Raw genomic sequence first — 25,651 nt, 5'->3', positions numbered from 1 at the left:
CGTTATGTGAACGAGAGTTTACACGTGGACGAGGGTGCCCTCGTCCTCGCCGAGCACGATACGCTTGAGCGCGCCCGGCTTGACGATCGAAAACACGCGGATCGGCAGCTTCTGGTCGCGGCACAGCGCGAACGCGGTGGCGTCCATGACCTGCAGATTGCGGCCGATTGCCTCGTCGAAGCTGATCGTCGTGTAGCGCGTCGCGCTCGGATCTTTCTTCGGGTCGGCGGAGTAGACGCCGTCCACCTTGGTGGCTTTCAGCACGACTTCAGCGCCGATTTCCGAGCCGCGCAGCGCGGCGGCCGTGTCGGTCGTGAAGAACGGGTTGCCCGTTCCGGCCGCGAAAATCACGACTTTACCTTCTTCGAGCTGGCGAATCGCCCGCGGGCGGATATACGGCTCGACCACCTGGTCCATACGCAGCGCGGACTGCACACGCGCCTCGATGCCTGCATGCCGCATGGCGTCCTGCAGTGCCAGCGCGTTCATCATGGTGGCCAGCATGCCCATGTAGTCGGCCGTGGCGCGGTCCATACCGGCCGCGCCGCCTGCTACGCCGCGAAAAATATTGCCGCCGCCGATCACCACGGCCAACTGCGTTCCGAGACGGACCACTTCGGCCACGTCCGCCACCATTCGTTCGATGGTCGCGCGATTGATGCCGAAGGCATCATCGCCCATCAGAGCTTCACCGGAGAGTTTGAGCAGAACGCGTTTGTAGGCAGTGGGCATAGGGGTATCCAGATCGCGCAGAACAGGGCAACAACAAGGGACTAATGTAGGGGTGAAATGCTGATTCGGGCAAGCGCCGCCAAATTGATCGACACATGAGGCTCGTCAATGGCGGCTGCACAGCGGGGGTCGACCCGCGCGCAGCCTTGCGGCGCTGCCGACCGCGGCACAGTCTTGCTCTGCCGCGGGTACAACGGTACTAGCTGAAGCTTAGGTGAAGCTTATTGTTGCTTTGCAGCAGCCACTTGAGCGGCGACTTCAGCAGCGAAGTCGTCCTGCTTCTTCTCAATGCCTTCGCCGACCACGAACAGCGCGAACTTCTGGACGCTCGCGTTGCCAGCCTTCAGCATCTGCTCGATCGTCTGCTTGTCGTTCTTAACGAACGTCTGGTTCAGCAGCGACACCTCCTTCAGGTACTTCTGCACGCTGCCGTCGACCATCTTGGCGACGATTTCAGCCGGCTTGCCCGATTCGGCGGCCTTCTGCTCAGCGATGCTGCGTTCCTTGGCGATCAGATCCGCCGGCACGTCGTCCGACGACAGCGAGACCGGCTTCATGGCGGCGATGTGCATAGCCACGTCCTTGCCGACCTGCTCGTCTGCACCCGTGTACTCGACCAGCACGCCGATGCGCGTGCCGTGCAGATACGCAGCCAGCTTGTTCGACGTCTCGAAACGCACGAAACGGCGGATCGACAGGTTTTCACCGATCTTGCCGACCAGCGCGAGACGCACTGCGTCGACGGTCTGGCCGTCGAGCGGCAGAGCCGACAGCGCGGCGACGTCAGCCGGGTTTTGTGTTGCGACCAGCTCGGCGATCTTCTTCGAGAAAGCCAGGAAGTCGTCGTTCTTCGAGACGAAGTCGGTTTCGCAGTTCAGTTCGACCAACGAACCCGCATTGCCGCCAATGAACGAGGCAACCACGCCTTCAGCCGTGACGCGCGATGCAGCCTTGCTAGCCTTGTTGCCCAGCTTCACGCGCAGCAGCTCTTCAGCGCGCGCCATGTCGCCGTCGGCTTCCGTCAGCGCTTTCTTGCATTCCATCATCGGCGCGTCGGTCTTTGCGCGCAGTTCTGCAACCATGCTTGCGGTAATTGCCGCCATCATTTGCTCCTTGAGTTCGATCTGTCACACGCCGCCCGGACTTCGATACCGGCGGCAAGAATTCGTTTCAGCGTTATGCGCATTTTTTACGGATAACGCGTCGGACACAGCCCCAGCCGGAGACAGCGCCCCACTACGGCGTCGCGGCTTAAAAAAAGGGGGCCTGTAGAAAGCCCCCTTTTTTGCCGGACACAGGGCAGCTTTACGCTTCCGCGTTGACCTCGACGAACTCGTCGCCGTCGTCGCCGCGTGCCGCCTGCACCACTTCGTTGACCGCGTTGGCGCGGCCTTCGAGGATCGCGTCAGCCACGCCAGCCGCGTACAGAGCGACGGCCTTGCTGGCGTCGTCGTTACCCGGGATCACGTAGTCGATGCCTTCCGGCGAGTGGTTCGTATCGACCACTGCGATGACCGGCACGCCGAGCTTGTTAGCTTCGGTAACAGCGATCTTGTGATAGCCGACGTCGACCACGAAAATCGCGTCCGGAATTCCGCCCATGTCCTTCACGCCGCCAATCGACTTTTGCAGCTTGGCCATTTCGCGTTCGAACAGGAGCGCTTCCTTCTTGCTCATGCGTTCCGTTTCACCTGCTTCCAGCGCTGCTTCCATGTCCTTCAGGCGCTTGATCGAAACCTTCAGCGTCTTGAAGTTGGTCAGCATGCCGCCGAGCCAGCGCGCGTTGACGTACGGCATACCCGCACGCTGCGCTTCCTGAGCGATCGTGTCGCGCGATTGACGCTTCGTGCCGACGAACAGGATCGTGCCGCGGTTTGCTGCCAGCTGACGCGCGTACTTCAGCGCGTCGTTGTACATCGGCAGCGTCTTTTCGAGGTTGATGATGTGAATCTTGTTGCGATGACCGAAAATGAAGGGGGCCATCTTCGGGTTCCAGAAGCGCGTTTGGTGACCGAAGTGGACACCGGCTTCCAGCATTTGACGCATGGTAACTGCCATGAAAATCTCCGCGAGGGTTGGGTCTTAAGCCGGCTGCCGTATCCGCCGCGCTGCCAGGTCAAGTCTTGCCTGGCTACGCGCCGCGGACACCCTGGGTGCGCCGGCTTGCGAGTCTGCTGCCCGGTACAGCTTTTCCCATGGCTCGGGCAGCCAGCGCCACGGGAAGCGTCGCTCACATCTGCCTGACACTACTGACTGCCCAGACGGGTAGCCAGCGGCGACAAGAGAAGGACCGACTTAGCCAAAGATTATAGCATGCGACTATCGGCCGACTCAACCTGCCCGGTTGCCCGTCTTTGCTGCCGCTGGTTGCACCCCGACGCTTCCCGCCGCTTCGCGTCCCACCGCAAGGCCATGAAGGACGGGGCACCGGTCCCAGCGCAAAAGCCGTCCGGCGACCGCCAAAACGCTGCGGCACCGGGAATATGGTGCGATAATCCCGGGATAAATCGCATTTCAGGCCCGACTCATGGCTATCACGCTAAAAAACGAACACGATATCGCGCAAATGCGCGTCGCCTGCAAACTGGCGAGCGAAGTGCTCGATTACATCACGCCGTTCGTCACCGCCGGCGTCACGACCGGCGAACTCGACCGCCTGTGTCACGAATACATGCTGAAGGAACAGGGCACGGTCCCCGCGCCGCTGAACTATCAGCCGCCCGGCTATCCGCCCTACCCCAAGGCCACCTGCATTTCTGTCAACGACGTGATCTGCCACGGCATTCCCGGCGACAAGACACTCAAGAATGGCGATGCGCTGAACATCGACATAACGGTGATCAAGAACGGCTATTTCGGCGATACGAGCCGGATGTTCATCGTGGGCGAGGGTTCGATTCTTGCCAAACGGCTCGTTCAGACCACTTTCGAATGCATGTGGCTCGGCATCGACCAGGTGCGCCCGGGCGCGCATCTGGGTGACATCGGCTACGCAATCCAGAAACACGCCGAGGCGCAAGGCTACAGCGTGGTGCGCGAGTATTGCGGCCACGGCATCGGCACGGTGTTTCATGAAGATCCGCAGATTCTGCACTATGGCCGTCCCGGCACAGGGCTCGAACTGCAAGCCGGCATGATTTTCACGATCGAGCCGATGATCAACGCCGGCCGCCGCGACATCCGCACCATGCCTGATCAGTGGACGGTCAAGACCAAAGACCGCAGCCTCTCGGCGCAATGGGAGCACACAGTGCTCGTGACGGAATCCGGCCACGACGTACTGACCGTTTCCGCCGGCACGCCCGCGCGCCCGCCGATGGTCGCCGCCACGGCCTGACCGATTTCGCTCCCCGACCTTCAGCCGCCCATGAGTAGTGTTCCAGCCGTCGCCCCGTCCCATGCCAAGTCGCTCAAGGCGGACTACAAAGTGGCCAAAGCCCAGTTGCTGGAACGCTTCAAGACCGCCACCAACGTGGAAGCGTTGATGGCGGCGCTTTCGCGCACCACCGACGACTCGCTGCGCGCCGCCTGGAACACCTGCGAACTGCCCGCGGATCTTGCGCTCCTCGCAGTGGGCGGTTATGGCCGTGGCGAACTGGCGCCGCACTCCGACATCGACATTCTGGTGCTGCTGCCCGATGCGCCGCTCGAGCACCTCGAAGCGCGTGTCGAGCGTTTCATCAGCCTGGCATGGGATCTGGGACTGGAACTCGGCAGCAGCGTACGCAGCGTTTCGCAGTGTCTCGAAGAAGCCGCGAACGACGTGACCGTGCGCACGTCGCTGCTGGAAGCGCGGCGCATTACGGGCAGCGCGGCGCTGTTCGACGACTTCGCAAAGCGTTATCGCGAGGCGCTCGACCCGAAAGCGTTTTTCCAGGCCAAAGTACTGGAAATGCGCCAGCGCCACGCCAAATTTCAGGACACGCCTTACGCGCTCGAGCCGAACATCAAGGAAAGCCCGGGCGGGCTGCGGGATCTGCAGCTGATTCTATGGATCACCCAGGCGGCCGGGTTCGGCAGCAGTTGGCGCGAACTCGAAGCGCGCGGTCTCATTACAGAGCGCGAAGCGCAGGAACTGCGGCGCAACGAAGGCTTCCTGAAGTCGCTGCGCGCCCGGTTGCACGTCACCGCCGGCCGTCGTCAGGACATTCTGGTGTTCGACCTGCAAACTGCGGTGGCGGAAAGTTTCGGCTACAAGCCCACCGCCACCAAGCGCGCAAGCGAACAGCTGATGCGCCGTTATTACTGGGCCGCCAAGGCGGTCACGCAGCTTGCCACCATCCTGATCCAGAACATCGAGGCGCAGCTTTTCCCGAGCACGAGCGGCATCACGCGGGTGCTGTCGGACCGCTTCGTCGAAAAGCAGGGCATGCTCGAAATTGCGAGCGACGATGTGTTTCAGCGCGAGCCGAACGCGATCCTCGAAGCGTTCCTGCTGTACGAGCAGACGCCGGGCGTCAAAGGCCTGTCGGCGCGCACGCTGCGCGCCATCTACAACGCGCGCGAGGTGATGGACCAGCACTGGCGGCGCGATCCGGAAAACCGGCGCCTCTTCATGGACATCCTGAAGCAGCCAGCCGGCATCACGCACGCGTTGCGCCTGATGAACCAGACGAGCGTGCTCGGGCGCTATCTGCTCAACTTCCGGCGCATCGTCGGACAGATGCAGCACGACCTGTATCACGTCTACACGGTCGACCAGCACATTCTGATGGTGCTGCGCAATCTGCGGCGCTTCGCGGTCGCGGAACACGCGCATGAGTATCCGTTCTGCAGCCAGTTGATCGTCGGCTTCGACCGGCCATGGGTGCTGTACGTCGCGGCGCTGTTTCACGATATCGCCAAGGGCCGCGGCGGCGACCATTCCACGCTCGGTATGGCCGACGCGCGGCGCTTCTGCCGCAATCATGGCATCGAGGGCGAAGACGGCGACCTGGTGGTCTGGCTCGTGCAGCAGCACCTGACCATGAGCCAGGTCGCGCAGAAGCAGGACACGAGCGACCCGGAGGTCATCAAGCGTTTCGCCGAACTGGTCGGCAACGAACGCCGTTTGACCGCGCTGTATCTGCTGACCGTGGCCGACATCCGCGGGACCAGTCCTAAAGTCTGGAACACGTGGAAGGGCAAGCTGCTGGAAGACCTGTACCGCGCGACGCTCGCAGTGCTCGGCGGCGCGCGTCCGGACGCGCATTCGGAACTGGAGTCGCGTCAGGAAGAGGCGCTCGCGCTCCTGCGCCTCGAAACGGTGCCTGAAGGCGCGCAGAAAGCGCTGTGGGACAAGCTCGACGTCGGCTACTTCCTACGCCACGACGCGGCGGACATCGCATGGCAAACGCGCGTGCTCTACCGTTACGTCGAGACGCCCACGCCGATCGTTCGCGCCCGCCCGTCTCCGATCGGCGAAGCGCTTCAGGTGCTCGTGTATGTGAAGGACCAGCCGGATCTGTTCGCCGGCATTTGTGCGTATTTCGACCGCAACGGCCTGTCGGTGCTCGATGCCCGGGTCAGCACCACGCGTCACGGCTATGCGCTGGATAATTTCCTCGTCGCGCATACCGAAGAAGACGTGCATTATCGCGACATTGCCAATCTCGTCGAGCAGGAACTGACCGCGCGCCTAACCGGCGACGGCACCTGGCTCCCGGGGCCGTCGAAGGGCCGCTTGTCGCGGCTTTCGCGAACCTTCCCTGTTACACCGCGCGTCGATCTTCGGGCCGACGAGCGCGGCCAGTACTACATCCTGTCCGTGTCGGCGAACGACCGGCCAGGCCTTCTTTATTCGATCGCGCGCGTGCTGGCCGAACATCGGGTCGGCGTCGCGTCGGCGCGGATCAACACGCTCGGCGAACGCGTCGAGGACGTGTTTCTGCTGGACGGACACGGTCTGTCGGACAGCCGCCTGCAAATTCAGGTCGAGACCGAACTGCTGCGCGCGATCGCAGTGTGAGATTTCATGCGAGACAAATTAACAGCCAAGCACCCGCGGCCGGCTTCGTCCGAACGCGCCCCTGTCCGTAGCGGCAGCACGTCGGCACGTAAGCCGACACGGCCGGCAGGACCGAAATCGTCGATGGCGGACCCGAGTGGCCCGCGAGGCGAAGGCGCGGGCACGTCGTCCGGTGGGAAGCGTCCGGCTGGCGCAGGCGCGCGCGGACCGCGTGCGCCCCGCGCGGAAGGCTCGTTCTCGCGCGAACGCGAAGCGGGCGGAGCCGGCGGCGCACGACGTGCGACGTCTGACCGGCCGCCGCGCAGCGAGAGTGCGGGCGCACCGGCGCGGCGTTTCGAAGGAAGCGGCGAGCGTGGTCCGCGGCGTGAGGGTGGTGAGCGCGCGCCGCGCAGGTTTGAAAATCGCGCGGCTGGCGACGAGCGGGCGCCGCGCGGCGCTGGCCGTGAACGCAGCGAGCGCGCACCGCGTCGGTTTGAGGATAGGACAGGTGGTGGCGAGCGTGCACCTCGTGGCCCTGGCGGTGAACGCGCACCGCGCCGTTTTGAGGATCGCACGGGCAGCACCGACCGTGCGCCCCGCCGCTTTGAAGACCGTGCTGGTAACAGCGAGCGGCCGCCGCGTGGGCCAAGTGCTGAACGCGCCCCACGCCGTTTCGAGGATCGCGCGGGCAGCACCGACCGTGCGCCCCGCCGCTTCGAAGACCGTGCTGGTAACAGCGAACGGTCGCCGCGTGGCCCAAATACTGAACGCGGCGAACGCACACCGCGCCGCGTTGAAGATCGCTCGGGCAGCACCGACCGTGCGCCCCGCCGTTTCGAAGACCGTGCTGGTAACAGCGAGCGGTCGCCCCGTGGCCCAAGTGCTGAACGCGACGAACGCGCCCCACGCCGTTTCGAAGACCGCACCAGCAGCACCGACCGCGCGCCTCGCCGTTTCGAAGGAAACGCAGACCGCGGCGCCTCGCGCGGCTTCGACGGCGAACGCCGTCCGACCAGCGGCCCGCGGACGGGAGCAAGCCGTCCCGCGGAAGGCGGCCAGCGTGGCGAGCGTCCGACGCGCGGTGAACGCGACGCTTCCGACCGCCCCCGCATCAGCGCAGACCGCGGCGCCTCGCAAGACCGCCGCGGCGGCGAGCGCGGACCGCGCAGCGACAGCGCGCCTCGACGCGCAGAAAGCGAGCGCGGCGAGCGCAGCTTTGCCAAGCCCGTCAAGAGCAGCTATGGCGACCGCGCCGATCGCCCGGCCCGCGCAACTGGCGACGCACGAGGGGACCGAGGCGACCGAGGCGACCGCGCACCGGCTCGCCGCGAATTCGGTGACCGCGCGGCCCCGCGCACCGACCGTGCGGAACGCCCGGCACGCAGCTTCGACAAGGCGCCGGCGGCCGAACGCCGTTTCACCGACGACCGCCCCGCGCGAGCCAGCAAGGCGCGCGGCGCCGCTCCGGCCGAACATCGCCCGCACGCTGAGGCTGCCCCGCGCACGCCGCGTCGGGATATCGAGGACGCGCCCGGCACCCTGCGCCTCTCCAAGCTCATGTCCGAACTGGGCCTGTGCTCGCGCCGCGAAGCCGACGAATGGATCGAGAAAGGCTGGGTGCTCGTCGACGGCGAGCGGATCGACACGTTAGGCACGAAGGTTCGCCCCGATCAGCGGATCGAGATCGATCCTGCTGCCGAGGCCGTGCAAGCAAGCCAGGTCACCGTGCTGATCCATAAGACTGTCGGCTACGTGTCGGGCCAGGCGGAAGACGGCTACCAGCCGGCCATCACGCTCGTCACGCCGGAGAATCGCTGGGAAGGCGACCGCTCGGACATTCGCTTCTCCGTCGCACATTTGCGGCAACTCGCGCCGGCCGGGCGTCTCGACATCGATTCAACAGGCTTGCTGGTGTTGACGCAGGACGGCCGCATCGCGAAGCAGCTGATCGGCGGCCATTCCGACATCGACAAGGAATATCTGGTGCGCGTCGCCTACGGCGAGCACACGGTCGACGTCGAAAGTCACTTCCCGCCGGAAAGCCTCGCGCTCTTGTGTCACGGTCTCTCGCTCGACGACGTTCCGCTCAAGCCGGCGCAAGTCAACTGGCAAAACGGCGAGCAGTTGCGCTTCGTGCTGCGCGAAGGAAAGAAGCGCCAGATTCGCCGGATGTGCGAACTGGTCGGCCTCGAGGTTCTTGGCCTGAAACGCGTGCGGATGGGCCGTGTGATGCTTGGCGCGCTACCGCCTGGCCAGTGGCGTTACCTCGCACCGGACGAGTCGTTCTGACGTCATCCGGCAAGCTCAGAGGCTGCGAGATCGACCGCTTCATGGGATCTTGAAGCGCATCGAGCGCCGCAGCAGCCCGATAAAAAACCCACGCATTTGCGTGGGTTTTTTATTATCAACGCGCGGTGCCGGCCAAGGGCCAACGGCCAACGGGCCGCATCAATCGTCGCTATTCGGATCCATGTCCGGAAACAGCACTTCTGTAAAGCCAAACTTGGCGAAGTCGGTAATCCGCATTGGATACAGCTTGCCGATCAGGTGATCGCATTCGTGCTGTACGACGCGCGCATGAAAACCTTCGGCGACGCGGTCGATCGGCGTGCCGTACTGGTCGAAGCCGTGATACTTGATCATCGAAAAGCGGCTGACCGCGCCGCGCAGGCCCGGAACGGAAAGGCAACCCTCCCAGCCCTCTTCCATATCCAGCGAAACCGGCGTGATAGTCGGATTGATCAACACCGTTTCCGGCACCGGCGGTGCATCCGGATACCGTTCGTTGCTGCCGAACCCGAAGATCACCACCTGCAGATTGACGCCGATCTGCGGCGCGGCCAGCCCCGCTCCGTTCGCATGGTGCATGGTCTCGAACATGTCTTTCACGAGCTCATGCAATTGCGGCGTGTCGAAGTGATCGACCGGATCGGCAATGCGCAGCAGGCGCGGATCGCCCATCTTGAGAATTTCGCGGATCATAACTGCCCCTCCAGGAGCTTACGCATACCATCTTCGTCGAGTACGGGAATGCCGAGTTCCTCGGCCTTCGCTAACTTGCTGCCTGCTTCGGCCCCCGCCACCACATAGTCTGTTTTCTTGGACACCGAGCCGGCCACTTTCGCGCCGGCCGCTTCGAGCATTTCCTTCGCCTCCTCGCGAGCGAGGCTCGGCAAGGTGCCCGTCAACACAACGGTCTTGCCGGCCAGCACGCCCTGCGGCGCCTTCGGCGCGGGCGGGCCCTCAGGCCACGTGACCTTGCCCGGCGCGCGCAGTTGCTCGATCACCGTGCGGTTATGCTCTTCGGCGAAAAACTGGTGAATGGATTCGGCGACGACCGGCCCGACGTCGTTGACCTCGAGCAATGCTTCCACCGAGGCCTCCATGATCGGATCAAGCGAGCCGAAGTGCTTCGCCAGATCTTTCGCCGTGGATTCGCCGACATGGCGAATGCCGAGCGCGTAAATAAAACGGGCAAGCGTAGTGTGCTTGGCCTTTTCAAGCGAGTCGAGCAGGTTCTGCGCGGACTTGTCTGCGAAACGGTCGAGCTCGGCGAGCGTCGAGAAGCCGAGGTTGAACAGATCGGCGGGCGTGCGCACCAGGTTCTGTTCTACCAGTTGGTCGATGATCTTCTCGCCCAGCCCGTCGATGTCCAACGCGCGCCGCTGCGCGAAATGCCACAGCGCCTGCTTGCGCTGGGCCGGACAGAACAGGCCGCCGGTGCAACGCGCAATCGCCTCGTCGGGTAGGCGCTCGATGTTCGAGCCGCACACCGGACAATGCGTGGGCATCACGAATTCATGCGCGTCAGCCGGGCGGCGGTCGATGAGCGCGCTCACCACTTCCGGAATGACATCGCCCGCGCGCCGCACGATCACCGTGTCGCCAATACGGATGTCCTTGCGACGCACTTCGTCTTCGTTATGCAGCGTGGCGTTCGTGACAGTCGCGCCGCCGACGAACACGGGCTCAAGGCGCGCCACGGGCGTGATCGCGCCGGTGCGCCCCACTTGCACGTCGATCGCGACCAGTTTAGTCAACGCTTCCTGCGCCGGGAACTTGTGCGCGAGCGCGAAACGGGGCGCACGCGACACGAAGCCGAGCGCGTCCTGCTCGTCGCGCCGGTTGACCTTGTACACGACGCCGTCGATGTCGTACGGCAACTTGTCGCGCTTCTCGCCGACCGCATGAAAAAACGCAAGCAGACCTTCGGCACCCTTCACGACCGCGCGCTCCGCATTGACGGGCAAGCCGAGTTCCTTGTACCAGTCGAGCAGTTCGCTATGCGTGGCCGGCATCTCGACGCCTTCGAGCACGCCGATGCCATACGCAAAAAACGACAGCGGCCTTTGCGCGGTGATTTTCGAATCGAGCTGACGCAAGCTGCCCGCTGCGGCGTTGCGCGGATTGGCAAACTCCTTGTGACCCGCGGCGCGCTGACGTTCGTTGAGACGCTCGAAGTCGCGCTTGAACATCAGCACTTCGCCGCGCACGTCGAGTATGTGCGGCACGCGCTTGCCCTTCAGCTTGAGAGGAATAGAGCGGATCGTGCGGACGTTCTCCGTGACGTTCTCGCCAGTCGTGCCGTCGCCGCGCGTGGCGGCCTGCACGAAGACGCCGTCGACATAGCGCAGCGAGATCGCGAGGCCGTCGAACTTCAACTCGGCCGCGTAGTCGACCGGCACCGGCGGTTCCTTCGCATTGTTGCCGAGTGCATCGCCCACGCGCTTGTCGAACGCGAGGATGTCTTCGTCTGCGAAACCGTTATTCAGTGACAGCATGGGCTGGTCGTGAACGACCGGCTCAAACCCGCTTGCCGCCTCGCCACCAACGCGCTGCGTAGGCGAATCAGGGACGATCAGATCGGGATGCCGCGCCTCGATGCTCTCCAGTTCCTTGAACAGCTTGTCGTATTCCGCGTCCGGCAAGTCCGGCTGGTCGAGAACGTAGTACGCGTAATTGGCGCGTTCGAGTTCCGCGCGCAGCCACGCGGCCCGCTCGGCCGGAGCGCTGGTTGCTGGATCTGAGGCGGGAGTTCGAGCCATGCTGTAGGCGCTTCTTCAGTGAAATTGGACACTGGATTATCGCAGGAAGCGTGCCCCTTTACATCGGCCGAATGGCCAGCTTGCAGACCTGAACGCGAGTATGCGAAAGTCGGCGGCGTCGCTCTTCAAAACGATAACGGCCGCGCATTGCGCGGCCGTTCGAGGCGTTTTGAAACGCGGCGGGTTATTGACTGAACAGACGCCGAGTGGCCGGCGATCCTGCCGGAATGCCGGCCTGTTCGAGCTTCGCGTAAAGCGTCATCAACTGCTTTTCGATTGCGAGCAAAGCGGTCTCCGGCAACGGGCGACGGCCGTCGTCCACCACCCGCCCGCCAATGCGCTCGGCCAGCGACTTCGCGTAGTCGCACATCAGACGGAACGGCAAGATGTCTTCGTCGGCCACCGGCACGTCGAGCACCAGCGTGATCATCTGACCGCCCTTGTACGTGAGGTCGTCGCGCAGGAAGTTCGTGTCGCCGAACTGCAGCATGAACACCGGGCTCTGGCGCGCGTCGAGCTTGACGAAGCGCGTGCCGTCGCGCGAAAGCAGCAAGCCATCTTGCGAGGCCACCGCTTGCACGTAGTTGGCCGACCAAGGCGCGCCGTCGGAGAGCACGTTGATCGACAACTGCGCGTCGCACTGCGCGGCGAAACCGTCGAGCTCACGCGCCATCGCAACTGTTTCGAGCATGTCGGGAAATTCCGGCGATGCGTCGATTGCATCGGCGAACTGCTGTACGCCCGTCACGAACTCGGAGAACTCAAGTTCGTTCAACGCACCGCTGCGATTGGCCAGTTGCGCGGCCGCGCGCAGCTCTTCATAACGCGCGCCGTTTTGCAGCAACTCCCACGCGCCGCCCTCGAGTTTGCCTTCGATATGTACCGGCTTGCTGCCGGCGCGGCGCGGACGCTGCGCGAGCGGAATCACCTTGTCGCCCGCAACCGGTCCGTTCAGACGAATCGGCACGATGCAGTCGATGCGGCGATCGACGATAGCCGGCGGCGCGGACGAGATCGTCGTGGCAGCCGGCAGAATCGGCTCGATCTGTTCGTCCGCTTCGCGCGACGCGTTGCTCGCGGGTTGTTGACCAGCCGCCGCCGCGTCCTTGCCGGCGTCGGCACCGGAGCTCGCCTTTGCGCCACCCTCGGCCTCGGCATCATCGCCGTCCGACAGATAGCCGTTCGGTGTGGTCGTCTCTGCCTGAATGTCGGCCGGCGTATCAAGCGGTGCCGCGCCTACCGGCGCGCCAAAAGTCGGTTCGACGCGGGCCGACGCCGTGTCGGCGGATGCCTCTGCACCCACTACCGGCTCGCGACGCGTTGTGGGCCGAGCCGGTTCGATAAACGGGCTCTGTTCCTGATGGTCGTCGCGCGCGAAATTCTCCGCGGCGTCCGCGGGCATGGGCCGCGGCATCTTGCGGCGCACCTTGGCGCCCTGCCACGCGTTGTACACCACCACGCCCCCGACCACCACGGCACCCGCGCCGATCAAACCGAGTGTCAACTCGTCCATGCATGCTCCATCAGCAATTCTTTATCTGCGCGTCCTGACGCCCGCCCCACGTATCGCGCGGCGAGTGCCGCAGCGCTGAACGCGGGCGCCCGCGCTTCCTTGATTCAAACGAAAACTTAAACGATATTCTGGGCGAAACCCGCAGCCGTTTCCATGTCGACGGCAACGATGCGCGACACGCCCTGCTCCTGCATTGTCACGCCGATCAGTTGCTGCGCCATTTCCATCGCGATCTTGTTGTGCGAGATGAAAAGGAACTGGGTTTTGTCCGACATCGCGCGTACCAGGTTGGCGAAACGTTCGGTGTTCGCGTCGTCTAGCGGCGCGTCCACTTCGTCGAGCAGACAGAAGGGCGCCGGATTCAACTGGAACATCGCGAACACGAGCGCGGTTGCGGTCAGCGCTTTTTCGCCGCCCGACAGCAAGTGGATCGTCGAATTTTTCTTGCCCGGAGGCTGCGCCATCACCTGTACGCCGGCGTCGAGAATCTCGTCGCCGGTCATGATCAGCTTCGCCTGGCCGCCGCCGAAGAGACGCGGGAACAGTTCGCCGAAATGACGGTTCACTTCGTCGAACGTGCCTTGCAACAGCGTGCGCGTTTCCGCGTCGATCTTGCGGATTGCGTCTTCGAGCGTCTCGATCGCGCTCGTCAAGTCGGCCGATTGCGAGTCGAGGAACGACTTGCGCTCGGTGGCCGCCTTGAGTTCGTCGAGCGCGGCCATGTTGACCGGACCGAGCGCGGTGATCGCGTTGTTGATGCGCGTGACTTCGCCCTGCAGATACGACGGCTTCATGTCCGGCGTGAGCTTGGCCTGCAGCTCCGCCTCGTCGACGCCCGCTGCCGCCAGTTGCTCGATGAACTGCTCGCCGTTCAGCCGCGCGGCCTGTTCTTTCAGTTGCAATTCGTTGATGCGGTCGCGCAGCGGTTGCAGCGCGCGCTCGGCGGTGAGACGCGTTTCGTCCGCGGCGCGCAGCTTCGCAGTCAGGTCGTCCAGTTCGAGACGCGCGGCGTGCAACGCCTCTTCCTTGACCGCGCGAATGTCGAGCGCGTCCTGCAAGCCCGTATGAGCGGTCTGCTCGTTGATGGTTTCGAGTTCGGCGCGTGCATCTTCGAGCGACGCCGCGACCCGCTCGCTCTGCTCGTGCGCCACCTGAATGCTGCGCTTCAATTCGTCGATGCGGTTCGCCATGTTGCGCGCGGCGAAGCGCGCGTCGGTCGCGGCGCGGTCGAGATCGCGTGCCTCGCCGCGTGCAGCGGTAAGCGCTTCGTCGAGCGCCTCGAAAGCCAGTTGGTGATCTTCGAATCGCGCCTGCAATTCCGCGAGTTCGCCGTCGTAACGCTCGAAGTTCGCTTCGGATTCCGCACGCATCGCGCGCTGCTCTTCGATCTGTGCGTTGATCTCTTCGAGTTCTTCACGAATCTGCGTGCTGCGCTGCGTGTAACGCTCGTGCGCCTGCGTGAGTTTGAGCACGTCGAGTTGCAACGCGTGCACGCGCTGGGTCGCCCGCTCGGCCTGCTGACGCACGTCGGTCAGCGCCTGCGCCGCTTGCGTGTGCGCGGCTTCGGCGCGGATCGCGGCGGCCTTCGCTTCGTCGGCGAGCAGGGCCTGCGCGCGCACCTGACGCGCGAGATTTTCGATTTCCTGCTGACGGGCCAGCATGCCGGCCTGTTCCGAATCGGCGGCATACAACTGCACGCCGACGCGCGTCACCACGTGCCCCGCCTTCACGACGAACGAGCCGCCTTCGGGCAATTGCGAGCGCAAACTGAGCGCCTGCTGCAGATCGTCGGCGACGAACGCAAGGCCGAGCCAGTCGTTCAACACCGCGCGGATGCCCGCGTCGTCGATACGAACCAGCGACAGCAGCGGCCGAAGCGCGGACGACGCCGCGGCCGGCTGACCGGCGACGGGCGGTGCGTAAAACGCGAGCTTGGCGGGCGGCGCGTCGGTAGCGAACGCCTTGACCCAGTCGAGATTCGATACTTCGAGCGCGGCGAGCCGCTCGCGCAGCACGGCTTCGAGCGCGGCTTCCCAACCGGACTCGACGTGCAGCTTCTTCCAGAGTCGCGGCAGGCCGCCGAGTTCGTGCTTTTCGAGCCACGGCTGAATCTTGCCTTCGGTCTGGACGTTTTCCTGCAACTGCTTGAGCGCGGCAAGGCGTGCGTCGAGCTGATGAATCTGCGCGCTTTCCGCCTGCACGCGCTCCTGTGCGGCACGGCGCTCGGAATCCAGACGCGGCAGGGTTTCCTGCGCATCGGCAAGACGCGTCTGCGCGTCGTGCAGAATCTCTTCGTGTTCGGCGAGTTGCATGCGCAGCTCTTCGAGCTGTGCTTCGTCGGGTGCGTCGAGGCCGCCTGCTTCCGCCTTCAGCCGCTCGTGACGCTGCTGCAACTGCTGCAATTGCTGATCGGCATTGCGCTGATGCGCGGCTTCGAGCTTGAGCGCCTGTTCGGTCTGCGCAATGCCGCCGCGCTCCGCATTCAGTTCGGCTTGCGCATCGCGCCAGCGCGCTTCGAGGGCGGGCATTGCGTCGTGCTTCGCGGCGGCTTCTTCTTCGGCGAGCGCGGCCTTTTCTTCGGCGACGGCGAGTTGCTCTTCGGCGTCTTCGAGATCGCCTTGCGCTTTTTCAGCCTGCGATTGCCACTGTTCACGCTGCGCGGTCAGCGCAGCGATTTGCGCCTGCACGCGGTTGCGCGATTCGACGATGAACTTGATTTCGGCTTCGAGCCGGCTCACTTCGGCGTTCGCTTCGTATAGCGCGCCTTGTGCGCCCTGCATCGCGTCGCTCGCCGAGTAATGCGCGACGCGCAGCGTTTCGAGTTGCGCTTCGACTTCGCGCAGCTTGGCGGTCTGCGCTTCGAGGTCGATTTGCGCCTGTTCGATGGCGCGCTGCTGACGTTCCTGCTCGCTGCCCGCCTCGTTCTTGCGCAGCAGCCACAACAGGCGTTGCTTCTCTTCGCCGTCGGTTTGCAATTCCTTGTAGCGCGTGGCAACGACCGCTTGCGCTTCGAGCTTCTCGAGGTTCGTGCCCAGTTCACGGACGATGTCTTCGACCCGCGTCAGATTCTCACGCGTGTCGTGCAGGCGGTTCTCCGTCTCGCGGCGGCGTTCCTTGTACTTGGAGACACCCGCGGCTTCTTCGAGAAAGACGCGCAGTTCTTCGGGCTTCGCTTCGATCAGGCGCGCGATCATGCCCTGCCCGATGATCGCGTAGGCGCGCGGGCCGAGACCGGTGCCGAGGAAAATGTCCTGAATGTCGCGGCGACGCGCCGGCAGGTTGTTGATGTAGTAGCTAGATGTGCCGTCGCGCGTGAGCACGCGCTTGACGGCGATCTCGGCATACTGGCCCCACTGCCCGGCGGCACGCCCGTCGGCGTTGTCGAACACGAGTTCGACGCTGGCGCGGCTGCCCGGTTTGCGCGCAGTCGAGCCGTTGAAGATCACGTCCTGCATCGACTCGCCGCGCAGCTCCGAGGCGCGCGACTCGCCGAGCACCCAGCGCACGGCGTCGATGATGTTGGACTTGCCGCATCCGTTGGGTCCGACCACGCCGACTAGCTGGCCCGGAACCTGGAAATGCGTGGGATCGACGAATGACTTGAATCCAGCGAGTTTGATCGAGGTCAGACGCACGGCGATTTCGCTGTTTGAAAGGGAGAAAAAATAGGTGGCTCACGAAGGCCGCATGAGCCGTGTGCCGCTGCAGCGATGCGGCCCGCGCTCCTTGCCAGCCCTCGAGACATGGGCGCCGGCTGCACGCGTACCGCGCATGCGCCGGCTAATGAGGGGCAATCATACCATCGCGCGTGGGCGGTTCTTGCCGTCCTTATGGCCGTCGCGCTGGTGGATGTCGGCCGAGCATGTGCTCGCGGCGCTCCTGACGCCCGGGTCGTCGCCCGGGTCCTCGCCTGCGTCCTGATTGGCGGGATCGGGCGGCATTGCCTTCGTGCGATGCATCCAGCTCGACAGCGCCGAAGCGAGCACGATGCACGCGCCGCCCGCCCATTCGCGCGGACCGGGCGTCTCGCCGGCAAAGAGCCACGCGGACATTGCCGTGACCACGAGTTCGAACAGCATGATGATCGACGCCCGGTTGGCCGGCACGCGCGACAGCCCGTATTGCACGAGCATGTTGTTGGACGCGAGCAGAAAACCGAGGCCGAGCACCAGCCAGGCGGCAGTAGCCAGATGTGCGCCGGTGGGCGGCGCGGGCATCGCTTCGAATAGCGACGCGCAGGCGCCAAAAATCGCCGCGCCGCCGAAGATGGTCGCGGTGCGCATCTCCGGTTTCATCTGCGGCAATACACGGCTTGTCTTGAGGATCAGCACGTTGCTCATTGCGAAACCCATGCCGCCCGCGAGGCCCGCCCATTCTGCGAGGTTGCCCGGCAGCGGAATGCCGAGCTGCGGCGACCACAGCATCGTCATCGCGCCGGCCAGCGACAGCGCGGCGAGCCCCGCGCCGGCCCACGTCAGGCGTTCATGCAGGATGAAGTGCGCGAAGAGCGCGGTCCATGCAGGTGTCAGATAGAAGAGCAGAAGCACGCGCATCACCTGCCCGTGGATCGATCCCCACACGAAGCCGAGATTCGTGATGCCCGCGGCGAGCGCGAGCGCCGGCAGCAGCCAGTGCCAGCGCACGGTTTTCAGCGCCCGATGACGCACCAGCAGCACGAACAGGCAACCGGCGCCGCTCGTGAGCGCGCTCGCGGCCGTGCCGGTCACGCCGAGCGATGCGAGCATCCGCAGCGGATACCAGATCATTCCCCACACCGACGCGCCCAGCATGATCGCGAGTGTCGGCCACCCTGTGCGAAGCCAGTTTGTCATGGCGACGCTCTCCGCGAGACGGTGCTGTTCGTGTCACGGACTGCGGCGTTTTCGCGCGCTCCTCGTCCGGACGTCTCCTCAATTGCTGCGTACATTGCTGCTCCTGCCTTGTTTCTGCGCTGACTGTTACGTTCCGCGTCGTTCCCGCTGCAGCGCATTAACTGCCCCGCCTGGCGGGTGGTGGTGTTTTGGTTGATGCCAGGTTACTTCTAGTTGAAGATTCGTTGGCGTCCGGTCGGCGTGGCCAATGCCCGCTTGCCGCAGGCTCAACCGTGGACCACGGCCCGCCAGCCGCCCAACGCCAGCCCTCACGCACGCTATAATCCCCTGCTCGCCGCCGCTGCTATTTTCGCGCGGCGCGACCCAGCGCATGCGCCGTCGTGCATCTTTCCGCGCCCTCTTCGATCAGGCTCGATCCGCCCAGTGAATCCGCTACTCGACTCCCTCCAGCCCTATCCGTTCGAAAAGCTGCGCGCGCTTTTCAAAGACGTCGCGCCGGCCGCCGGCTTCCCGCATATCAGCTTCGGCATTGGCGAGCCGAAACATCCGACGCCCACGTTGATAACCGACGCCGTGATCGCTTCGCTCGGCGGTCTGTCCGCGTATCCGGCCACCGTAGGGTCGCTGCCGTTGCGCGAGTCGATCGCGAAGTGGGTTACGCAGCGCTACGGCCTGCCGCCGGTGGATCCCGCGACCCAGGTGCTGCCGGTCTCGGGTTCGCGCGAGGCGCTGTTTGCGCTCGCACAAACGGTCATCGACCCGAAGCGCAACGCGAAAGGCGAGCCTGCGATCGTACTCTGTCCGAACCCGTTCTACCAAATCTACGAAGGCGCGGCGATTCTCGCGGGAGCAGAGCCCTATTTCGTCAATAGCGACCCGGCGCGCAACTTCGCGTGCGATTACTCGGCGGTGCCGGCCGACGTCTGGGCTCGCACGCAACTGCTCTATGTCTGCTCGCCGGGCAACCCGACCGGCGCGGTGCTGACGCTCGAAGACTGGCGCGAACTCTTCGCGCTCTCGGACCGCCACGGCTTCGTGATCGCCTCCGACGAGTGCTACTCCGAGATCTATTTCGACGAAGCCAACGCGCCGCTCGGCGGCCTCGAAGCCGCGCACAAGCTCGGCCGCGGCTATGACAGACTCATCATGCTGTCGAGCCTGTCGAAGCGCTCGAATGTGCCCGGCATGCGCTCGGGCTTCGTCGCGGGCGACGCGGCGATTCTCAAAGACTTCCTGTTGTACCGGACTTACCACGGCGCGGCGTTGTCGACGGTGTTTCAAAGCGCGAGCATCGCAGCCTGGAACGACGAAGCGCACGTGCGCGAGAACCGCGCGAAATACGTGCAGAAGTTTTCCACCGTCACGCCGATGCTTGCCGCGGTGCTCGACGTGCGCCTGCCCGACGCCGCGTTCTATCTGTGGGCCGACGTCTCGCGCACCGGCCTCACGGACACGGAGTTCGCCCAGCGTCTTTACGCCGACTATAATGTGACGGTTCTGCCGGGCTCGTTCCTCGCGCGCACCGCGCATGGTGTGAACCCCGGCCGCAATTTCGTGCGCCTCGCGCTCGTCGCCGACGTCGACGAATGCACGCAGGGCGCGCAACGCATCGTCGATTTTTGCCGCGGGCTGGCGGGCTGAGTTTGCCGGGTCCCAGGCCGGCACGTCGTCAGATTCGTCGCGCGGCCTGCCGCTGATTGTTCCTGTTCCGTTTTCCCGGCGAACGCCTTGCGCACCGCCTCCCTTCTTCAGACTTCAACTCTTCAGAAAGCACGCATATGTCGCAACAACTTCAGCAAATCATCGACACCGCCTGGGACAACCGCGCCGAGCTGTCGCCCAAAGCCGCGCCGGCCGACGTGCGTGAAGCCGTCGCCCACGCCATCGAGCAACTGGACAAGGGCGCGCTGCGCGTCGCCGAGAAGAAAGACGGCGACTGGGTCGTCAATCAATGGTTGAAGAAAGCCGTGCTGCTGTCGTTCCGCCTCGAAGACAACGCGCCGATGCCGGCGGGCGGCTACAGCCAGTTCTACGACAAGGTGCCGTCGAAGTTCGCCAACTACACCGCTGAAGACTTCGCCGCCGGCGGCTTTCGCGTCGTGCCGCCCGCCATCGCGCGCCGCGGCTCGTTCATCGCGAAAAACGTCGTGCTGATGCCGTCGTACACCAACATCGGCGCCTATGTCGACGAAGGCTCGATGGTCGACACGTGGGCCACCGTCGGTTCCTGCGCGCAGATCGGCAAGAACGTGCACCTGTCGGGCGGCGTAGGCATCGGCGGCGTGCTGGAGCCGCTGCAGGCGAACCCGGTCATCATCGAAGACAACTGCTTTATCGGCGCGCGTTCGGAAGTGGTGGAAGGCGTGATCGTCGAAGAGAATTCGGTGATTTCGATGGGCGTGTACCTGGGGCAGAGCACCAAGATCTACGACCGCGAAACCGGCGAAGTCACATACGGTCGCATTCCGGCCGGCTCGGTCGTGGTGGCGGGCAACCTGCCGTCGAAGGACGGCTCGCACAGCCTCTATTGCGCCGTGATCGTCAAGAAGGTCGACGCAAAGACACGTGCGAAGGTCGGCTTGAATGAGCTCCTGCGAGGCGACTAATGGCGCGCGGCACCAAGACTGTCGTCTACGGAATTCCGAACTGCGACACCGTGAAGAAAGCGCGTGTGTGGCTCGAAGAGCACGGCGTGGAGTTCGAGTTTCATGACTTCAAGAAAGCCGGCGTGACCGAGCCGCTCGTGCAGGACTGGTTGAAAGACGTCAAGCTCGACGCATTGCTGAACCGCCGCGGCACGACGTGGCGTGGTCTGTCCGACGACATGAAGGCGGCGGCGGACACCCAGCCGGGAGCGATCGCGTTGATGATCCACAAGCCGTCGGTCATCAAGCGGCCCGTGCTGGTGATCAATGGGCGCGTGAAGTCGCTTGGTTTTTCGCCCGAAGAATATGCAGCGCTGTTTGCGTGAGCATGGCGGCGTTCGCGTGAGCGCTGCGCCGCGTGCCCTGCTGCTGCATTGTGTTACTTGAACGCGGCGTCGCCGCGTTGCGTCAAAGCTGTTGCCGGCTGCGGTGCGTCACCGCCAGCCGGCATTTTTTCATCCCAAAGTGGCTTGTATCGAATCCATGTCCGGCACCCTCGCCCTTACCGAACAACTGATCGCGCGCGCCTCCGTCACGCCCGACGATCAGCATTGCCAGCGCCTCCTGATCGAACGCCTGTCCGCGCTCGGCTTCGAGCACGAAACCATTGAATCCAACGGCGTGACGAACCTGTGGGCCGTCAAACGCGGCGTTGACGGCCGCGCGGGCAAGCTGCTCGCGTTTGCCGGTCACACCGACGTGGTGCCCACCGGCCCGCTGGAGCAATGGCAGTCCGCGCCGTTCGAACCGACGCATCGCGACGGCAAGCTGTACGGTCGCGGCGCAGCCGACATGAAAACCTCGATCGCCGGCTTCGTGGTCGCGAGCGAGGAGTTCGTCGCGGCGCACCCGCGGCATCGCGGCTCGATCGCGTTTCTGATCACCAGCGACGAAGAAGGCCCCGCCACCGACGGCACCGTCAAAGTCGTCGAGGCGCTGCAAGCGCGCGGCGAGCGCATGGACTATTGCATCGTCGGCGAACCGACTTCGAGCACGCAGTTCGGCGACACGGTGAAAAACGGCCGGCGCGGTTCGATGTCGGGCAAGCTCATCGTCAAGGGCGTGCAAGGCCATATCGCTTATCCGCATCTGGCCAGGAATCCAGTGCATCTGCTCGCGCCCGCGCTCGCAGAACTCGTCGCCGAGCGCTGGGACGACGGCAACGAATACTTCCCGCCCACCACGTGGCAGGTGTCGAATATCCATAGCGGCACGGGCGCCACCAACGTGATTCCCGGCCACGCGGACGTGATGTTCAACTTCCGCTTCTCGACAGCCAGCACCGTGGAAGGGTTGCAGCAACGCGTGCATGCGATCCTCGACCGGCATGGTCTCGAATACGACCTGCAGTGGACCGTGAGCGGCTTGCCGTTCCTCACGCCCCACGGCGATCTGTCGAACGCGCTGGCCAAAGCGATCAAGGACGAAACCGGCGTGAGCACCGAACTGTCGACGACCGGCGGCACCTCGGACGGCCGCTTCATCGCGCGGATCTGCCAACAGGTGGTCGAGTTCGGCCCGCTGAACGCCAGCATTCATAAGATCGACGAACATATCGACGTCGCCCACATCGAGCCGCTTAAAAACGTGTACCGCCGCGTGCTCGAACAACTGATCGCTTAACCGGGAAATATCCAAGGACTATTGCGATGACGCTGCCCTTTTCCACTGTCCGCGACCTGCTGCGTTTCGCGGTGTCGCGCTTTAACCAGTCCGGGCTCTCGTTCGGCCACGGCTCGGCCAATGCGTACGACGAAGCCGCCTATCTGGTGCTGCACACGCTGCATCTGCCGCTCGACCTGCTCGATCCGTTCATGGACGCACGCTTGAGCGCGGCTGAGATCGACGCGGTTCTCAACGTGATCGAACGTCGCGCCACCGAGCGGGTGCCGGCTGCGTACATCACCCAGGAAGCGTGGATGCACGGCTTTCGCTTCTACGTCGACGAACGCGCGATCGTGCCGCGTTCGTTCATCGGCGAGTTGCTGCAGGACGGGCTGCAACCTTACGTTGAAGATCCCGAACAGGTCAGCGCCGTGCTCGAACTTTGCACGGGCTCGGGCTGCCTCGCGATTCTTGCGGCGCATGCGTTTCCGAATGCCGATATCGACGCGGTCGACCTGTCCGCGCCGGCTCTCGAAGTCGCCGCGCGCAACGTGGACGACTACAAACTCGAAGAGCGCATCGCTCTCTTCGAAGGCGACCTGTATGCGCCGCTCGCGGAGCGCCGCTACGACGTGATCATCAGCAACCCTCCGTATGTGAACGCCGCGTCGATGCAGGAGTTGCCCGCCGAATATAAGCACGAGCCGGAAATGGCACTCGCGGGCGGCAGCGACGGCATGGACATCGTGCGGCGGATCATTGCCGAGGCGCGCAACTGGCTGACCGAAGACGGCGTGCTCGTGATCGAAATCGGCAACGAACGTCAGCATGTCGAAGCGGCATTCGGCGGGTTGAATCTCGTGTGGCTGTCCACGAGCGCCGGCGACGACAACGTGTTCCTGATCCAGGCCGCCGACCTGCCTGTCTGAACCGGGTAGATACCGGGCCGGAGTCGAGGCGTGGTTGTGAAGTCGCAGTGAGTGATTCCGCTGCTCACTGCGACTTCATGCAAAGTGCTTGCTCTGATCCGGTAAAAAACTCGATTACATCGGATGCCTGAGCCGTCGGTCACGGTTAGCTTCCCCGCAGTCGTTGCGACGCCGTGCAAGCACTTGCCGTCGTTTCAGGCAATACCAACCCGCCCCCAACCCGCGCGCGTTCTGTAAGATGGGCGCCGTTAGCTCGTTAGCTCGTTAGTTCCTTAGCTTGTTAGCTTAGCTGCCTGTGTTCGTCCAGCGAGCCGTGCAGCGCTTCGCCCATCCCTTCGCTTGCCTATGCAATTCGACCTGCTTCACGTCGGCACGCTGGTGGCCCTCGCCCACATACTCGGCGTGGTCGCGGCATGTCACGCGATTCTCAATACCCGCACGTCACAAGGCGCGATAGCGTGGGCCGTGTCGCTGGTCACGATGCCGTATCTCACGCTCGTCCCATACCTCTTTCTCGGGCGCAGCAAGTTTGCGGGTTACGCCGACGCGCGCCGCGTCGAAAACGAATTGCTGCGCGCGCACGCGCATCCTCCAGAGTGGGACAGGCTCGCTTCCTCGGCGCAACTCCCCGCGCATGCACTTGGCGGCAGGCTCGTCCACTCGCTCACACGGCTGGGCGGCATGCCGTTTCTGCCGGGCAATTCCGTGCGCACGCTGGTGAACGGCACTGCGACATTCGAGGCAATTTTCCAGGCCATCGAAAACGCACGCCATTACGTGATCGTGCAGTTCTTCATCGTGCGCGACGATGCGCTCGGCGAAATGTTCAAAGACGCACTGATAGCGAAAGCCAAGCAAGGCGTGCGCGTGTATTTCCTCTACGACAGCATCGGCAGCTTCGATCTGCCGCACCGCTATGTCGCGTCGCTGCGCGCGGGCGGCGTGGACACGCATCCGTTCGCCACCAATCGGCGGTTCGTCAACCGGCTGCAACTGAACTTTCGCAACCATCGCAAGATCGTTTCTGTCGACGGCGAACGCGCGTTTGTCGGCGGCCACAATGTCGGCGTGGAATATCTTGGCGGCAAGCCGCCGCTCTCGCCGTGGCGCGACACTCATATCGAAGTGCGCGGACCGGCGGTCGCCAGCATCCAGTTCGTGTTCACCGAAGACTGGTACTGGGCAACGCAGCAGTTGCCTGAACTCCATCTGCCGACGGCGCCGTCGGACGAGGCCAACTCCGCGCACCCGGCAACGGGCCACGACATGCACTGCCTCGTCGTGCCGAGCGGCCCGGCCGACAAGCAGGAAACCTGCTCGCTCTTTTTCGTCGAAGCGATCAATGCCGCGCGCGAGCGCATCTGGATCACGACGCCCTACCTGGTGCCCGACGAAGCCGTGTTCTCGGCGCTACGGCTCGCAGCGCTGCGCGGCGTGGACGTCCGCATTCTGATTCCCAGCCGGCGCGATCACGTGGTGGTGTTCGAAGCGTCGAAACTATATGCGTACGATTCCCTGCGCGCGGGCATCCGCATTTTTCGCTATCAGCCGGGCTTCCTGCATCAGAAGGTCGTGCTGATCGACAGCGTGGCGGCGGCGGTCGGCAGCGCCAATCTCGACAACCGTTCGTTCCGCCTGAACTTCGAGATCATGGTGATGACGGTCGACCGCGATTTTGCGAAAGAAGTCGAGGCAATGCTGCTCGCCGATTTCGCCGAATCTCGTGAGATAGATCGTAACGAGTACCGCCACGCGAGCGCATTACGGCGCGTGCTGATGCATGTGGCCCGACTGTTTTCGCCAATTCTGTGAGCCGTCGCGGCACGCGCGGCGCGGTTACAGCAGTTTTTCAATGTCTTCGACAATCGCCTCGGGCTTGGTCAAAGGCGCGTAGCGCTTGACCACGTTGCCGTCACGGCCAATAAGAAACTTCGTGAAGTTCCACTTGATCGCTTCGAGACCCAGCAGACCGGGCGCCTCGCCGGTCAGATAGCGGAACAGCGGATGCGCGTTGGCACCGTTCACGTCGACCTTGTCGAACATCGGGAAAGTAACGCCGTAGTTCTTTTCGCAGAAGCTGCCGATTTGCGCCGCGTCGCCCGGCTCCTGCTTGCCGAACTGGTTGCATGGGAAGCCCAGCACCGCAAGCCCGCGCGCGGCGTAGCCCTCATACAGCTTCTGCAAGCCCGCATACTGCGGCGTGAAACCGCATTCGCTCGCCGTATTGACGATCAGCAAGACCTTGCCTTCGTACTGCCCGAGGCTCACTTCCTCGCCGCCTAGCGTGCGGGCCGAAAAAGAATAAATCGATGTCATGTGCTCTCCCCAGGAAAGCCGTCAGTCTATGCCAAAAGCGCGGCGGATACAGTCGGCCGAATGGCTGATGCCGGCTGAGCGCCCGGTGTCATCCCCGGCAGTCTAAAA

Annotated in this window: 18 protein-coding genes; 9 read left to right on the top strand and 9 right to left on the bottom strand. The window is 64.1% G+C overall.

Going from position 1 to position 25,651, the window contains the following annotated elements; translation table 11 throughout:
* Positions 1–18: 18 nt before the first annotated feature.
* The 3 genes from pyrH to rpsB all read right to left on the bottom strand — a co-directional run bounded on the left by pyrH (position 19) and on the right by rpsB (position 2,790).
* Positions 19–732, bottom strand: a complete 714-nt coding sequence (pyrH, locus tag SB753_RS08450; protein ID WP_006048674.1) for a UMP kinase — start codon at positions 730–732, stop codon at positions 19–21.
* Positions 733–953: 221 nt separating this feature from the next.
* Positions 954–1,835: a translation elongation factor Ts gene (gene tsf, locus SB753_RS08445; RefSeq protein ID WP_027799521.1), complete on the bottom strand. Its 882-nt coding sequence runs from the start codon at positions 1,833–1,835 to the stop codon at positions 954–956.
* A gap of 202 nt (positions 1,836–2,037) precedes the next feature.
* A complete protein-coding gene (gene rpsB / locus SB753_RS08440; protein ID WP_006048672.1) occupies positions 2,038–2,790 on the bottom strand; it encodes a 30S ribosomal protein S2 in 753 nt (250 codons plus the stop codon).
* Positions 2,791–3,259: 469 nt separating this feature from the next.
* Between rpsB and map the strand changes: the two genes are divergently transcribed.
* From map to SB753_RS08425, 3 genes are all read left to right on the top strand, one after another.
* On the top strand, positions 3,260–4,069 hold the full coding sequence (gene map / locus SB753_RS08435; protein ID WP_020065627.1) for a type I methionyl aminopeptidase: 810 nt from the start codon (positions 3,260–3,262) through the stop codon (positions 4,067–4,069).
* Positions 4,070–4,099: 30 nt separating this feature from the next.
* Entirely contained in the window at positions 4,100–6,679 is a 2,580-nt protein-coding gene (locus SB753_RS08430; protein ID WP_410799948.1) for a [protein-PII] uridylyltransferase, read from the top strand.
* Positions 6,680–6,802: 123 nt separating this feature from the next.
* Positions 6,803–8,947: a pseudouridine synthase gene (locus SB753_RS08425; protein WP_410799947.1), complete on the top strand. Its 2,145-nt coding sequence runs from the start codon at positions 6,803–6,805 to the stop codon at positions 8,945–8,947.
* Between the two features lie 159 nt (positions 8,948–9,106).
* Here the strand turns inward: SB753_RS08425 and def are convergent, their stop codons facing one another.
* The 5 genes from def to SB753_RS08400 form a co-directional block, all read right to left on the bottom strand.
* Complete coding sequence (gene def, locus SB753_RS08420; RefSeq protein WP_020065624.1) at positions 9,107–9,640, bottom strand: peptide deformylase; 534 nt, start codon at positions 9,638–9,640, stop codon at positions 9,107–9,109.
* Positions 9,637–11,703: an NAD-dependent DNA ligase LigA gene (ligA, locus tag SB753_RS08415; RefSeq protein ID WP_410799946.1), complete on the bottom strand. Its 2,067-nt coding sequence runs from the start codon at positions 11,701–11,703 to the stop codon at positions 9,637–9,639. Before ligA ends, def begins: the two co-directional genes overlap by 4 nt.
* A 184-nt stretch (positions 11,704–11,887) precedes the next feature.
* Positions 11,888–13,216, bottom strand: coding sequence for a cell division protein ZipA C-terminal FtsZ-binding domain-containing protein (locus SB753_RS08410; protein WP_410799945.1), 1,329 nt, complete (start codon positions 13,214–13,216; stop codon positions 11,888–11,890).
* A 116-nt stretch (positions 13,217–13,332) separates the two neighbouring features.
* Positions 13,333–16,851: a chromosome segregation protein SMC gene (gene smc / locus SB753_RS08405; protein ID WP_410799944.1), complete on the bottom strand. Its 3,519-nt coding sequence runs from the start codon at positions 16,849–16,851 to the stop codon at positions 13,333–13,335.
* Between the two features lie 159 nt (positions 16,852–17,010).
* A complete protein-coding gene (locus tag SB753_RS08400) occupies positions 17,011–18,048 on the bottom strand; it encodes a DMT family transporter (protein ID WP_410799943.1) in 1,038 nt (345 codons plus the stop codon).
* A gap of 423 nt (positions 18,049–18,471) precedes the next feature.
* Between SB753_RS08400 and dapC the strand changes: the two genes are divergently transcribed.
* The 6 genes from dapC to cls all read left to right on the top strand — a co-directional run bounded on the left by dapC (position 18,472) and on the right by cls (position 25,039).
* On the top strand, positions 18,472–19,689 hold the full coding sequence (gene dapC / locus SB753_RS08395) for a succinyldiaminopimelate transaminase (protein ID WP_027775339.1): 1,218 nt from the start codon (positions 18,472–18,474) through the stop codon (positions 19,687–19,689).
* A 137-nt stretch (positions 19,690–19,826) separates the two neighbouring features.
* Complete coding sequence (gene dapD / locus SB753_RS08390) at positions 19,827–20,654, top strand: 2,3,4,5-tetrahydropyridine-2,6-dicarboxylate N-succinyltransferase (protein WP_027775340.1); 828 nt, start codon at positions 19,827–19,829, stop codon at positions 20,652–20,654.
* Positions 20,654–21,019: an ArsC family reductase gene (locus tag SB753_RS08385; protein ID WP_027775341.1), complete on the top strand. Its 366-nt coding sequence runs from the start codon at positions 20,654–20,656 to the stop codon at positions 21,017–21,019. The genes dapD and SB753_RS08385 overlap by 1 nt, the downstream gene beginning before the upstream one ends.
* A gap of 157 nt (positions 21,020–21,176) precedes the next feature.
* The gene (gene dapE / locus SB753_RS08380; protein WP_410799942.1) at positions 21,177–22,316 is read left to right on the top strand and encodes a succinyl-diaminopimelate desuccinylase; all 1,140 of its coding nucleotides are present in this window, start codon (positions 21,177–21,179) and stop codon (positions 22,314–22,316) included.
* A gap of 26 nt (positions 22,317–22,342) precedes the next feature.
* A complete protein-coding gene (gene prmB, locus SB753_RS08375; protein ID WP_087751061.1) occupies positions 22,343–23,227 on the top strand; it encodes a 50S ribosomal protein L3 N(5)-glutamine methyltransferase in 885 nt (294 codons plus the stop codon).
* 345 nt (positions 23,228–23,572) lie between these two features.
* A complete protein-coding gene (gene cls, locus SB753_RS08370) occupies positions 23,573–25,039 on the top strand; it encodes a cardiolipin synthase (RefSeq protein ID WP_410799941.1) in 1,467 nt (488 codons plus the stop codon).
* A 24-nt stretch (positions 25,040–25,063) separates the two neighbouring features.
* On the opposite strand, the gene SB753_RS08365 is transcribed toward cls, so the two are convergent.
* Positions 25,064–25,543, bottom strand: a complete 480-nt coding sequence (locus tag SB753_RS08365; RefSeq protein WP_020065613.1) for a glutathione peroxidase — start codon at positions 25,541–25,543, stop codon at positions 25,064–25,066.
* Positions 25,544–25,651 lie beyond the last annotated feature (108 nt).

The organism is Paraburkholderia sp. SIMBA_053, from assembly GCF_046534895.1.
Lineage (GTDB): Bacteria > Pseudomonadota > Gammaproteobacteria > Burkholderiales > Burkholderiaceae > Paraburkholderia > Paraburkholderia caledonica.
The sequence above is the reverse complement of the archived record's forward strand: the minus strand, read 5'-3'. Positions and strand labels throughout refer to the sequence as shown.

Excerpts from the sequence above, each read along its gene's own strand:
- pyrH (WP_006048674.1), bottom strand. The coding sequence starts at position 732 with ATGCCCACTGCCTACAAACGCGTTCTGCTCAAACTCTCCGGTGAAGCT.
- tsf (WP_027799521.1), bottom strand. The coding sequence starts at position 1,835 with ATGGCGGCAATTACCGCAAGCATGGTTGCAGAACTGCGCGCAAAGACC.
- rpsB (WP_006048672.1), bottom strand. The coding sequence starts at position 2,790 with ATGGCAGTTACCATGCGTCAAATGCTGGAAGCCGGTGTCCACTTCGGT.
- map (WP_020065627.1), top strand. The coding sequence starts at position 3,260 with ATGGCTATCACGCTAAAAAACGAACACGATATCGCGCAAATGCGCGTC.
- SB753_RS08430 (WP_410799948.1), top strand. The coding sequence starts at position 4,100 with ATGAGTAGTGTTCCAGCCGTCGCCCCGTCCCATGCCAAGTCGCTCAAG.
- SB753_RS08425 (WP_410799947.1), top strand. The coding sequence starts at position 6,803 with ATGGCGGACCCGAGTGGCCCGCGAGGCGAAGGCGCGGGCACGTCGTCC.
- def (WP_020065624.1), bottom strand. The coding sequence starts at position 9,640 with ATGATCCGCGAAATTCTCAAGATGGGCGATCCGCGCCTGCTGCGCATT.
- ligA (WP_410799946.1), bottom strand. The coding sequence starts at position 11,703 with ATGGCTCGAACTCCCGCCTCAGATCCAGCAACCAGCGCTCCGGCCGAG.
- SB753_RS08410 (WP_410799945.1), bottom strand. The coding sequence starts at position 13,216 with ATGGACGAGTTGACACTCGGTTTGATCGGCGCGGGTGCCGTGGTGGTC.
- SB753_RS08400 (WP_410799943.1), bottom strand. The coding sequence starts at position 18,048 with ATGACAAACTGGCTTCGCACAGGGTGGCCGACACTCGCGATCATGCTG.
- dapD (WP_027775340.1), top strand. The coding sequence starts at position 19,827 with ATGTCGCAACAACTTCAGCAAATCATCGACACCGCCTGGGACAACCGC.
- SB753_RS08385 (WP_027775341.1), top strand. The coding sequence starts at position 20,654 with ATGGCGCGCGGCACCAAGACTGTCGTCTACGGAATTCCGAACTGCGAC.
- dapE (WP_410799942.1), top strand. The coding sequence starts at position 21,177 with ATGTCCGGCACCCTCGCCCTTACCGAACAACTGATCGCGCGCGCCTCC.
- prmB (WP_087751061.1), top strand. The coding sequence starts at position 22,343 with ATGACGCTGCCCTTTTCCACTGTCCGCGACCTGCTGCGTTTCGCGGTG.
- cls (WP_410799941.1), top strand. The coding sequence starts at position 23,573 with ATGCAATTCGACCTGCTTCACGTCGGCACGCTGGTGGCCCTCGCCCAC.
- SB753_RS08365 (WP_020065613.1), bottom strand. The coding sequence starts at position 25,543 with ATGACATCGATTTATTCTTTTTCGGCCCGCACGCTAGGCGGCGAGGAA.